Consider the following 11,977-nt stretch of genomic DNA (forward strand, 5'->3'; position numbering starts at 1 on the left):
CTCAACGGCCCCTGTATTCCGGGGTTCTGCGCTCCACGAAGCTCGCGAGGCCCTCCTGGGCGTCCGCCGTCGTCATGTTGATCTCCTGGGCGGTGGCCTCCGCGGCGAAGGCGGTGGCGCGGTCGGAGTCGAGGGAGGCGTTGACGAGGTGCTTGGTGAGGGCGAGGGTGCGGGTCGGGCCGGCCGCGAGGCGGGTCGCCCACTCGCGGGCCGTCTTCTCCAACTCCCCGTCCGGGACGACCCGGTTGACCAGGCCGAGGCGTTCGGCGTCGGCGGCGGAGAGCGCGTCGCCGAAGAACATCAGCTCCTTCGCGCGCTGCGGGCCGATCAGCCGGGGGAGGAGGTAGGCGCCACCGCCGTCCGGGACCAGCGCCCGGCGCACGAACACCTCGATGAAACGGGCCGATTCGGCGGCGAGGACCAGATCGCAGGCGAGCGCGAGGTGCGCGCCGAGACCGGCCGCGGTCCCGTTGACCGCCGCGATCACGGGCTTCTCGCAGTCCAGGACGGCGGCGATCAGACGCTGGGCCCCGTCACGGATCATGCGGGCGACGTCACCGGGTATGCGCTCACCGCCGCCGGGTGCCTCGGCCGCCTGCGCACCGCCCGCCGTATCGGTCCGGCGTTCGCGGCTGCCCGCTTCGGTCCCGCGTTCGCGGCTGCCCGCTTCGGTCCCGCGTTCGCGGCTGCCCGCTTCGGTCCCGTGCTCGCGGCTGTCCGCTTCGGTCCCGTGCTCGCGGCTGTCCGCTTCGCCCCCGTGCTCGCTGCTGCCCGCTTCGGCCCCGCGCTCGCCGCCGCTCGCTCCTGCCCCGCGCTCGCTGCTCGCTTCCGCCGCCTGCTTCCCCCCGCCCGCCGAGCCTCCGCCCGCCGAATCCCCGCCCGCCGAGCCCCCGCGCAGATCCGCCCCCGCACAGAACCCCCGCCCCGTTCCCGTCAGCACCACGGCCCGTACGTCCGGATCCGCCGACGCCTGGCCCAACAGCTCGATGATCCGGTCCCGTTGGGCGGGGGTGAGGGCGTTGAGGGCTTCGGGGCGGTTCAGGGTCAGGTACGCGACCCGGCCCTCCACGACGTGCAGCAGCTCGCTCACCGGCACACCGCCAGCGCGTCCAACGCCACCGCGCCCTGTCCCCGGGGCAGCACCATCAGCGGGTTGATGTCCAGCTCCGCGAGGTCGCCCCCGAGTTCCATGGCCATGCGCTGCACGCGCAGGACGACCTCGACGAGCGCGTCCAGGTCGGCGGGCGGCCGCCCCCGGACCCCGTCGAGCAGGGCCCGTCCGCGCAGGTCCCCGAGCATGTCCCGGGCCTGTTCCTCACCGAACGGCGGCACGCGTACGGCCGTGTCGCGCAGCACCTCGACCAGCACCCCGCCGAGCCCGACCGTCACCGTGGGCCCGAACAGCTCGTCGTGCGCGGCGCCCACGACCATCTCGACACCCCGCTCGACCATCTGGCAGACCAGGACCCCGTCCAGCGGCACGTCCTCGTAACGCGCGATGTCGGTCAACTCACGGTAGGCGTCGCGGACCTGGCTCGCCGAGGTCAACCCGACCTTCACCAGGCCCAGTTCCGTCTTGTGGGCGATCCTCGCCCCGGACGCCTTCATCACCACCGGGTAGCCCACCAGCCCGGCCGCCCGTACGGCCGCCGCCGCGCTGGTCACCAGCTGCTCGCGCGGCACCCGGATCCCGTACGCCCGCAGCAGTTGCTTCGCCGCGTGCTCGCTCAGCTGCTGGCCCGGCCGCATCAGCGCCTTCGCCTTGCGGTACGAGGGGGAGGGGGTGCGCGGGGCCTCGTCGAAGGGGGAGCGGTAGCCGGTGACGAAGCGGTGGTGGTCGAGATAGGCGCGCACCGCGGTGATGCAGTTGGCGACCGTCCGGAAGGTGGCGACCCTGGAGGAGCCCAACAGGACCTCGCGGTACGCCGGTTCGGTGCCGACCGGTGAACCCCACACCACGCACACCAGCTTGTCGGTCTCCTCGGCCGCGTCCACCAGATCCTGGACCAGACGGTCGCTCAGCGGCGGGAACGGCCCGGTCACCGGGCAGATCAGCACGCCCACCGACGGATCGGCGAGGATTGCGTCGATGATCTTCCGGCCGCGCCAGTCGCCCACCGGGTGCCCGCCGTTGTCGACGGGGTTGGCGACGCTGAGGAACTCCGGTATCCACTGGTGCAGTTCGGCCTGCTTGGCTTCCGACAGGGCGGGCAGCTTCAGGCCCGCCTCCGTCGCGAGGTCCGCGAAGTGCGCGCCGGTGCCGCCGGAGATCGAGTAGACGACCACGCCCTCGGCGCGCGGTGGCTTCGCGCGGGCCAACAGCGTTGCGGTGTCCTGGAGTTCGTCGAGGCCGTCGACGCGGATCACGCCGTACTGCCGCATCGCCGCGTCCACCACCGTGTCCGCGCCGGTCAGCTTGCCGGTGTGGGAGGCGGCCGTACGGGCGCCGGTCTCGGTGCGGCCCACCTTGACCGCGACCACCGGCACCCCGCGCCGGGCGGCCCGGTCGGCGGCGAGCAGGAAGGAACGGCCGTCCTTCAGCCCCTCGACGTAGCAGGCGATCGCGCCGACCTCGGGGCGCTCGGCGAAGTAGGAGAGGAAGTCGGCGGTCTCCAGGTCGGCCTCGTTGCCGGTGGGGGCCCAGTGGGTGAGGCGGACGCCGAGTTCCTGGAGGGCGTAGACCGGGCGGCCCTGGTGACCGGACTGGGTGATCAGGGCGATGCCGGGGCCTTCGAGGTCCTCGCGGAAGGAGGAGAAGGCGTTGAGGTTGGTGTTGGGGCCGAGCAGCCGTATCCCGGACTCCGCGACGGCGGCCGCGAGCCGTGCCTGCGCCGCCGCCCCCTCCGCGCCGGTCTCCGCGAAGCCGGAGGCGAAGACGACCGCGAACTTCACCTTGGCCTCGGCGAGTTGCTCGATCACCGGGAGCGGGTCCGCGACCAGCAGGACGGCGAGGTCGACCTGTTCGGGCAGGTCGGCGACCGAGGGCGTGCAGGGGATGCCGAAGACCGACGGACGGGTCGGATGCACCGGGTGCAGCCGGGCGCCGACCCGCCCTGCCCAGTCGACCAACTGCCGGGTGACACCGGTGTTGGGGCGTCCCTCGGCGTCCGAGGCGCCGATCACGGTGACGGATTCCGGCCGGAAGAACCGGTCCAGATCGGGGACGTCCGCATACAACGGCCGGCCGCCGACGTCGAGGTCACAGGCCTCGGCGGGCCTGCCGTGGACGGCGGGCCCGGGTTGCTCGCCACAGGCGATGACCCGGGTCCGGCGGGAGTCGGTGGTGAGGGTGCCGTGGGTTGATCCAAGCATCGGTCCGCCCGCTCCTGTGTGACAGCCAAGTAACTGACGCAGTGTCAGATTACAGAACTGACGGGTTGTCAGGAACGGGCGTGCACGCAAAGTTGGCGTGACTCAGCCGTTGACCCACACGCCCCTCACAGCAGTGCGAGGACCTCCTTCGCCACCCGCTCGCCGGAACGGACGGCTCCGTCCATGAAGCCGTTCCAGTGGAGGGAGGTCTCCGTGCCCGCCCAGTGGATACCGCCGACCGGGGTGCGCAGGGCCGCTCCGTACTGGGTCAGGACACCGGGCGCGGCGATGGAGACCGGGCCGCCGCGGGTGTAGGCCTCGTTGTTCCAGCGTTGCAGGACGAAGGAGGTGGGGGAGGCCGCTTTCGAGCCGAAGTAGGTCACGTAGTCCTTGAGGACCGCGGCCTTGACCTCCGCCTCACTCGCACCGTCGTACTTGCGGGCCTCGTCGGCCTCGATGAAGCCCATCAGGGCGCCGTAGGAGGCGTCCGGCGGGGAGTTGTCGAAGGTCGAGCTGACCACGCCGGTGTCGCTGACCACCTGGCCGTTGAGGCCGTCGGCCCGCCAGAACGGGGTGTCGTAGATGGCGATCGCCTTGCCGACGGAGGCCATCGGGAGGCGCTGGGTGAGCTGGTCGCGGGCGGCGGGCAGCAGCGGGTCGTAGGTGATGCGGGCGGCCAGTGGCGGGGGTACGGCGACCACGACCTTCTTCGCCGTGATCGTCGAACCGTCCGCCGTCACCACGTACTTGCTGCCGGACTGGGTGATCGAGCGCACCGGGGCGTTGAGGATCACCTTGTCGCCGAGGGTCGCGGCGAGCTTGATCGGCACCAGCTGGGAGCCGCCGACGAAGCGCAGCTCCTGGGCGCCGTTCGCGGTCTCGGTCAGCCGCTCCAGGGTGCCGACGTTGGACTCGTTGCCGGCGGCCGCGATGTAGAACAGCACGAAAAGCAGGGAGAGTTCGCGGGGCTCGGCCGAGAAGATCGACGTACAGGCCACGTCCAGAAGGAACTTGGCCGACGGGATCACCGCGTTGGCGCGCAGCCAGGTCTCGAAGGTCTGCCGGTCCCACTCCTCCGCCTTGGCGGCGGTCCAGGGCGCGTCGAGCGGGATCGTCTTGGCCATGTCGTCCAACGAGGCCTGCACGATCGCCGCGTTGGCGAGACCGGCCGCGTCGATCGGCGGGACCGAGCCGAGGATGCCGTCGGTGGCGTAGGCGGTCTTCTTGCCGTCCTTGTAGAGCAGGTTGTTGCCGGTGTTGTAGGTGGCGAAGGTGCCGACGCCCAGCGAGTCGGCGAGCGCCTTGATGCGGTCCTGGGTGGGGCCGATGAACTCGCCGCCGCCCTCGGTGACCCCGCCGTTGGCCAGGGACAGGTTCAGGACCCGGCCGCCGACCCGGCCGCGCGCCTCCAGGACGGCGACCGTCCTGCCGCCCGCGACCAGGTCACGGGCCGCGGTCAGACCGGCGAGGCCGGCGCCGACGATCGCCACGTCCACGTCACGGGTGGCCGCCGAGGCCGGGCCGGCCGCGGTGCCGGTGAGGGTGACGGCACCGGCCGCGGCGGCGGCACCGCCGAGCAGGGAGCGTCGGGAGAGCGGGGGGAGGTGTCTTTCGCGTGCCACGTGCGTCCTCCGTAGTGGAGAGAGTGTGGAGCTAGAACATGAGAAGTGTTCACATTCTGGCCCCGTACGAGGGCACGCTTCAATGCTCCCGCCACATCTGAAACAGACGTAACGGGAGTTCGTAAGAAGGGAGTTGGGGGCCGCTACGGCCGGGGGCCGGGGTTTCTACGTCAGCGGCAGCCGGGACAGCCCGTCCGCGCCGTTCTTCTCGATGGCCTTCGCGATCTTCTCCGCGTCGATCGCGACCTCGCGGAAGGTGCCGCTGATGGGGGTGACGAAGCCAGTGAAGTAGAGGCCGTTCGCGTTCTTCCGGGCGCGGGCGCCGTTGGTGAGGGGGCCGCCGTGGGTGTCGAGGACGTCGAGGTGGCCGACGAGGTCACCCAGTGACCGGACGTAGCCCGTCGCCGCGATCACCGCGTCCGGGGTGATGCGGGTGCCGTCGGCGAGGCGGACCTCGTTCTCCTCGAACCCCTCGACCGCGGCGACCACTTCCACCTTGCCCTTGCGGATCGCGTCGATGAGGCCGACGTCCTGGACCGGGATCGCGCCCTGCTTGACCCGGCTGTAGAGGCCGGTGTCGGGGCGGGGCAGGCCATGCGCGGAGAGGTCGGGCACGCTGAGCTTCGCCATCGGCCGGGCCAGCCGGTCCACGAGGCCGACCGGCAGCCGTCGTACGAGAACGCCTGTGTACTGCGCCGCCCACCCCGCCGTGGAGCGGCGGACGATGTGCGGGGCGGTGCGCACGGACAGCCGTACCCGCGCGGCACCGCCCTCCACCAGGTCTACGGCGATCTCGGCGCCGGTGTTGCCGACGCCGACGACGAGGACGTCACGGCCGGCGTAGGGCTCGGGGTTGCGGTACTCGCCGGCGTGCCTGAGCTCGCCCTTGAACGCCTCGCGGCCCGGCCAGTCCGGCAGCAGCGGGGTGTGGTTGTAGCCGGTGGCGACGACCACCGCGGCGCCGGTCAGCTCGCGGCCGCCGGTGGCGTGCAGCAGCCAGCCGGTGCCCTCGGGGGTGCGCTCGACGCGGGAGACCTCGACGCCGGTGACGGTCTCCAGCTCGTGGAACTCCGCGTACTTCTCCAGATACCGGACCACGTCGTCGCGCGCCACCCAGCGGCCGAACCGGCGCGGCATCGGCAGGCCGGGCAGCGCGGAGAGACGGCGGGTGGTGTGCAGGTGAAGCCGGTCGTAGTGCCGCCGCCAGGACGCCCCGACCCGATCGGCCTTCTCCAGCACGACCGCACGGATACCGCGGGCGCGTAGCGCGTACGCGACGGAGAGCCCGGCCGGTCCGGCGCCGATGACGTAGACGGGGCGGTCGGGGGGTGTGGGCTGGGCGGAGGGGGTGGGGCGCTTGGACTGGGCGGGTTGCTCGGTCGGCTCCGGCTGCTCGGGCTGCGCTGCCGGTTCGGACCCACCGGAGCCGCCCGGTTCCTTGGGCCGCTTGGGGCGGGCGGGCTGGGTGGTCGGCTTGGGCTGTGCAGGCTGGCCGGGCTGTGTGGGTGGTTCGGGCTGGTCTGGCTGCTGGGGCTGCGCTGCCGGTTCGGACCCACCGGAGCCGCCCGGTTCCTTGGGCCGCTTGGGGCCGGCGGGCTGGGTGGTCGGCTTGGGCTGTGCAGGCTGATCAGGCTGCGCTGCCGGCTCGGGTCCGGCGGGCTGCTTGGTCTGCTTTGGACCGTCGGCGTGCTCGGCGTGCTCGTCCTGCTCGGCGTGCTCGTCCTGCTCGTCCTGCGCGGACCGGTCGGGCTGCGTGGGCCCGTCGGTCTGCCTGGGTTCGTCGAGTTCTTCGGGTCCGTCGAGCTGCTTGGCCTGGGTGGGGCGGTCGGGCTGTGTGGGTGGTTCGGGCCGGTCCGGCTGCCCGGGGTGCGCTGCCGGCTCGGGGCCGGCGGGCTGCGCGGTCTGCTTGGGCTCGTCGTCCTGCTCGCCCTGCTCGGCCTGAGTGGGCCCGGGCTGTGCGGTTCGGTCGGGTTGCTCGGGCTCATCGGCTTGCATGGGCTGGCTGGACTGCGAGGTTCGCCCGGACTCATCGGCCTGTTGGGGCTGGTCCGGCTGCGCGGTTCGTCCGGAGCCGTCGGTCTGCTCGGCCCGCTCCGGCCCATCGGTCTGCTCAGGCTGTGCATCACCAGCCGTCCGTTCGGGCCGGACCGTTTGTTCGGGGCGGTCCGGCTGGTGCTCGGCGCGGTCTGGGGGTGCGGAGTCGGCCATGTGCGCGAGCGTAATCAGACACGGCGTTGATGGGTCTCGGTCAAGCCCGGAATTGGTTGCGGATCGATCACGCCTGTAGGAGGAGTGGGTGGGGTTCGTGACGTAGGTCACCTGGTTGTGTCGGTACGGGAAAGCCACAGCGCCGAGCCCCTACGTGGACGGAACCCGGCGCTGTGGTGTGCGGTGGCCGGAGACTGACGGGAAACCGGGGCACCGCGCTCATGGGGGGCTCAGCGTGTCACTTCGCGGCGCCCTTGTGCCCCGTCACCTTGGCGATCCAGGTGATGAAGTCCCCGGGGTCGGTGTTGGCGCCGTGCCCCTGGTCCCAGTAGTAGAGGTGGTTCACCTCGTCGCCCAGGCCCGCCGCGGCCGCCGCCAGGTTCGCGGAGACGACGTGCGACGTGTCGGTGTCGTTGGTGCCGAGCCGGATCCACCAGTGCTTGGAACGCCCGGGGTTCTTCCGCTCCAGGTGGTACATCGGGTTCATCAGGCGCAGCTTCTCGGGGATGTCGGCGGCGACCCGCTTGCTGCTGAGGCCGGTGGAGTCATTCTTGGCCCCGTAGGCCGTGAAGTGACGGGTCTCCGTCGTACCGGCTCCGAACTCGTTGTTCTCGCCCGCCGACAGGTCGAACGCGTCGAAAGCGGGCGTCGTCTTCTTCCGGGCGCCGACATGCGTGAGGTAGTCGGCCCAGGAGAAACTCGCCCTGCCGCCCGACCAGCTGATGAAGGTGTTCGCGGCCAGATAGGTCTCGCGCGCGGAGTCCGACAGGTCCGCCAGATACCGGGTCGCCGAGGGCTCCAGGTACTGCTTGACCAGGTACTCGTCGTAGTTGCGGGCGGTCAGCGCACCGAAACCGGAGCCCTTCAGCCCGCGCAGCCGCAGCCCCGCCTGGTACTCGGCGAACTGCGCCCGCAGCTCCTTGGAGACCGTCTGGTCGACGACCTTGCCGGTGGACTGGGTGACGTTGGAGCCCCAGTTCCACTCGTACGCGCCGTCGGCGTGCTCCAGGTCGGTGATCGGGCACCAGGCGCCGGTCGCGAAGATCGCGTCGGAGGCGTCGGCCGCCCCGATCTCCTTGAGGTACTTGTCGTAGATCGGGCTGTCGCCGGAGGCGCCGAGCAGCGAGGACAGCGCGCCACCCGCGCTGGTGCCGGCGGAGACGATCCGCTCGACGTTGCCGGGGATACGGCCCTTGTTGGACCGGATGTACCGCACCGCCGCCTTGAGGTCGACGATGGCGGCCGGGGCGGTGCCGTAGTACTCGCCCGAGGAGTTCTTGAGGGTACGACCGCGGGCACCGGGCTCGATCACGACGTAACCGGCGGCGAGGGCGAGCAGCTGGTTGCTCGCGGTGGCCCCACCGGTCGCGTTGGTGTTCCCGTTCGCACCGGGCGCCGAGGCGGAGGCGCTCGCCGAGGCGGAGGCCGACGCGCTGCCGCTCGGCGCACCCCCGCCCCCACTCATACCGCCCGCACCCACGCCGGTCGCGTCCGCCACGGAGGACGGCATGTAGCCGCCGATGGAGTTGGCGAGCAGGATCGGGGCGTTGCTCGCGTCGACCGCCTTGCCGTCGATCTCGACCGGGGCGCTGACGATCAGCGACTGGTAGGTCGCGTCCACCGGCTTGGCGCAGTAGGTGATCGCCTTCCAGAAGTGGTACGTGACGCTGTGCTCGTCACCGGCGGTGTCCGTGACCGTCGTGGTCAGCTTGGTGTAGGCGTCCGGGTCGAAGACGAGGCCGGTGCTCTTCGTGGAGGTGTCCGTCGACGCGTTGGCGTTCAGGGCGATGCCTCCGATCGCCGCGACCCCCGCCGTCGCGCCGATCCCCATGACGACGGTCCTGCGCTTGACTGCCCTGTGCTTCACGGTTCGCTCCCTCGGGGGTTTCTGCTTGCGTCTGTGAAGGTAGCCGGGGTGTGGACAGGATTGCCAACAATCCTGGGGCATTCACGGGGGACCCACAGCTTCACAGGGGCGGCACAGGGGACTCTCATCCGCTCTTACCGTGAGCGGGGTCTTTCCGGGGCGCCCTATCTGACGTACCGTCAGATTTCATGGACACGATCTGGCTCACCGCCGCCGAGTGGCTAGCCGTCCTGCGCATAGGTCTCGGTCTGTGGTGGCTGGAGAGCTGGCGGCACAAGGACAAGAGCACCTGGTTCGAGGGCGGCGGCATCACCTGGGCCGCGGACATCGCCGCCAAGCACCGCTGGACCCCGGTCCGCAGCGGCTTCGGCGTGGTCGTCGCGCCGCGCCCGAGGACCATGGCGTACGTCGTCGCGTACGCGGAGCTGGCACTCGGCCTCGGCCTGATCCTGGGCCTGCTGACCCCGGTCGCGCTGGCCGGCGGGCTGCTGCTGAACGTCCTCTACTTCACGCTCATGATCCACGACTGGGCCGAGCAGGGGCAGAACTCCATGATGGCGCTGATCTCGCTGGTCGCGCTGTTCGGGATGTCCTGGCAGACCTGGTCGCTGGACGACGCGCTGGGCTGGTTCTCATGAGGGCCGACCTCCCGGAGGCGGACGCCTTCACCCGCACGTTCTGGGACGCGGCCGCCGAGGGCCGGCTGCTGCTGCGCCGGTGCGGGTCCTGCGGGCGCCACCACCACTACCCGCGCGAGTTCTGCCCGCGCTGCTGGAGCGAGGACGTCACCTGGGAGCCCGCGTCCGGCCGAGCCACGCTCTACACCTGGTCCGTCGTCCACCGCAACGACCTGCCGCCCTTCGACACCCGCACCCCGTACGTCGCCGCCGTGGTCGACCTCGCCGAGGGGCCGCGGATGATGACGGAGATCGTGGAGTGCGCGCAGGGCGAGCTGCGGGCCGGGATGGCGCTGGAGGCGGTGTTCCCGGAGGGGGTGCCGAAATTCAGGCCGCGCGGGGCGCCCTCGGCGGATTGAATGGGCGGATGACCGACGATCGGCACGTGGCACGCTCCCTCACCCCGCTGCACGGCGAAGGCCTGCGCCTGTGCGCCTGGGACGCGGACTCCGACACCGAGGCGGCGGACTATCTGCGCGGGCTCTTGGACCCCGAGTTCGTCCGCTGGAACACCCCGCTCACCCCGATCGAGGACCTCGACGGCGCCCGTGCCTCCTTGCTGCGCAAGGCCGAGGAGGCGGCGAAGGGCACGGGTGCGTCGTACCGGATCACCGACGAGTCGGACGGTACGACGCTGGGGCACATCGGCGTCGACGGCATCGACCACGTCTTCCGTCGCGCCCGCGTCGGCTACTGGGTCCTCCCCGAGGCCCGCGGCCGGGGCGTCGCCACCCGCGCCCTGCGCCTCGCGTCCCACTGGGCCCACACCGAACTCGCCCTGCACCGCCTCGAACTGGGCCACGCCCTCGGCCACGAGGCCTCCTGCGCCATCGCCGAGAAGTGCGGCTTCCGCTACGAGGGCACCCTGCGCGGCGCGATGTTCGAGGCGGCCCGCCACGACACCTTCCGCGCCGCCCACCTGCACGCCCGCCTTGCCACGGATCCGGAGTAATCCGCGGGAGGTCTCAGGGCCAGAGCAGCTCCTGATCCCAACCCGCCTCCGTGCGGCGGTAGTTCAGTCGTACGTGGCGTCGTCGCTCGTCTCCCTGGAAGAACTCCGCCTCGTCCGGCCGCAGTCGGTACAGCGTCCAGGACGGTACCGGTGCGGCCGGCTCCCGCTGGGCCCGTTCCCAGGCAGCCTCCGACGCCCGTGCCAACTCCTCCAGGGAGCCCAGTACTTCGCTCTGGCGGCCGGTGAGTGCGGCGGCGAGTGCGCCGGTCGAGCGGGCGTGGAGGTCCGCCTGTCCCTCGCCGGAGGGTGCCGCGGTCACCGGGCCGCGTAGCCGCACCTGGCGGCCCAGCGCCGGCCAGTAGAAGCCGAGCGCGGCGTACGGCCGGCCCGCGAGGTGGCCGCCCTTGCGGCTGTGGGCGTGGCTTGCGAAGGACCAGCCGTCCGCGTCGGCGCCGTGCAGCATCACGGTCCGTACGTCGGGCCGGCCCTGCGCGTCCGCCGTCGCGAGGGACATGGTGTGCGGCTCGGTCTGCCCGGCGGCCACCGCCTCGGCGAACCAGGTGGTGAACAGCTCCAGTGGGGACGCGGGCGCGGCGGCGGGGTCGAAGGCGGGCAGCGAGGTGACCTCGGGGGCCCACACCCGCAGTGACCTGAGCAGTTCGTGAAGATCCGTCGGCATGCCTCAGACGGTACCGAGGTCGGACGTCAGCCACCTCTCGGGCCGCAGCACGATGATCACCGCCTCGCCGTGGTTCTTGAGCGCGAACTCGACGTAACCCTCGACCTTCTCGGGCGGCAGATAGCGGGCGGCGATCTCCCGCAGGTCCGCGACGGTGGCCGGCCTGGTGTCGATCACCGGTCCCTCGACGGAGACGTACCGGATGCTGGGCTCGACGCGCTCGACCATCAGGGAGAAGCGGCCCGCGGCCCGGATCAGTTCGTGCTTGCGGGAGCCGGCGCCGGTATGGATCCACAGGTCGCCGCCCGGCGCGTACTGGTACCAGATCGGCACGGTGAGCGGCGCCCGCCCCTCAGAGCCTGTGTCATATCCCCGGCCGGGCGTGCGGCGCCTGGCACGCACGCTCGCCGCGTTGCCGAAACGCCCACGTGACTCCTCCCCCACGCTCGAACGACCTCGCGCGGGGGGACCCCCATCGCGGGCGCTCCGGCGCCTTGCGATCGCACGCACCAGACGCCGCACGCTGATCCGGCCGGGGACATGACACAGGCTCTCACCCGCGTCGACCGCCAGCGCGGCGATGTGCGGCTCGGCCAGGAACTGTTCCCGTTCTTCGCGCGTCAGGGCCATACAGTGCAGGGTACTTCGGTCCGGTTCGGG

The 11,977-nt window shown here is 71.7% G+C and carries 9 protein-coding genes and 2 pseudogenes; 3 read left to right on the top strand and 8 right to left on the bottom strand.

What is annotated here, in order from left to right:
• Window position 1: 1 nt before the first annotated feature.
• From ABZ896_RS19680 to ABZ896_RS19700, 5 genes are all read right to left on the bottom strand, one after another.
• Window positions 2–1,090, bottom strand: a complete 1,089-nt coding sequence (locus ABZ896_RS19680) for an enoyl-CoA hydratase-related protein (protein ID WP_360930197.1) — start codon at window positions 1,088–1,090, stop codon at window positions 2–4.
• Entirely contained in the window at window positions 1,087–3,312 is a 2,226-nt protein-coding gene (locus tag ABZ896_RS19685) for an acetate--CoA ligase family protein (protein WP_360930200.1), read from the bottom strand. Before ABZ896_RS19685 ends, ABZ896_RS19680 begins: the two co-directional genes overlap by 4 nt.
• 125 nt (window positions 3,313–3,437) lie before the next feature.
• Complete coding sequence (locus ABZ896_RS19690) at window positions 3,438–4,934, bottom strand: FAD-dependent oxidoreductase (protein ID WP_360930203.1); 1,497 nt, start codon at window positions 4,932–4,934, stop codon at window positions 3,438–3,440.
• 165 nt (window positions 4,935–5,099) lie between these two features.
• The gene (locus ABZ896_RS19695) at window positions 5,100–6,239 is read right to left on the bottom strand and encodes an NAD(P)/FAD-dependent oxidoreductase (protein ID WP_360930293.1); all 1,140 of its coding nucleotides are present in this window, start codon (window positions 6,237–6,239) and stop codon (window positions 5,100–5,102) included.
• Between the two features lie 1,141 nt (window positions 6,240–7,380).
• A complete protein-coding gene (locus ABZ896_RS19700; RefSeq protein WP_360930296.1) occupies window positions 7,381–8,973 on the bottom strand; it encodes a subtype B tannase in 1,593 nt (530 codons plus the stop codon).
• 224 nt (window positions 8,974–9,197) lie between these two features.
• Between ABZ896_RS19700 and ABZ896_RS19705 the strand changes: the two genes are divergently transcribed.
• From ABZ896_RS19705 to ABZ896_RS19715, 3 genes are read left to right on the top strand one after another with little or no spacing between them, the layout of a single operon-like run.
• Complete coding sequence (locus ABZ896_RS19705; RefSeq protein WP_360930206.1) at window positions 9,198–9,647, top strand: DoxX family protein; 450 nt, start codon at window positions 9,198–9,200, stop codon at window positions 9,645–9,647.
• Complete coding sequence (locus tag ABZ896_RS19710) at window positions 9,644–10,045, top strand: Zn-ribbon domain-containing OB-fold protein (RefSeq protein ID WP_360930209.1); 402 nt, start codon at window positions 9,644–9,646, stop codon at window positions 10,043–10,045. Before ABZ896_RS19705 ends, ABZ896_RS19710 begins: the two co-directional genes overlap by 4 nt.
• 8 nt (window positions 10,046–10,053) lie before the next feature.
• On the top strand, window positions 10,054–10,638 hold the full coding sequence (locus ABZ896_RS19715) for a GNAT family N-acetyltransferase (RefSeq protein WP_360930212.1): 585 nt from the start codon (window positions 10,054–10,056) through the stop codon (window positions 10,636–10,638).
• Between the two features lie 13 nt (window positions 10,639–10,651).
• On the opposite strand, the gene ABZ896_RS19720 is transcribed toward ABZ896_RS19715, so the two are convergent.
• The 3 genes and pseudogenes from ABZ896_RS19720 to ABZ896_RS19730 form a co-directional block, all read right to left on the bottom strand.
• Window positions 10,652–11,317, bottom strand: coding sequence for a pyridoxal 5'-phosphate synthase (locus ABZ896_RS19720; protein WP_360930215.1), 666 nt, complete (start codon window positions 11,315–11,317; stop codon window positions 10,652–10,654).
• A 3-nt stretch (window positions 11,318–11,320) separates the two neighbouring features.
• Window positions 11,321–11,671, bottom strand: a pseudogene (locus ABZ896_RS19725) (pyridoxamine 5'-phosphate oxidase family protein); the annotation flags it as partial.
• Between the two features lie 201 nt (window positions 11,672–11,872).
• A pseudogene (locus ABZ896_RS19730) lies at window positions 11,873–11,947 on the bottom strand (pyridoxamine 5'-phosphate oxidase family protein); the annotation flags it as partial.
• Window positions 11,948–11,977 lie beyond the last annotated feature (30 nt).

This window comes from Streptomyces sp. NPDC047072, from assembly GCF_040643855.1.
GTDB lineage: Bacteria > Actinomycetota > Actinomycetes > Streptomycetales > Streptomycetaceae > Streptomyces.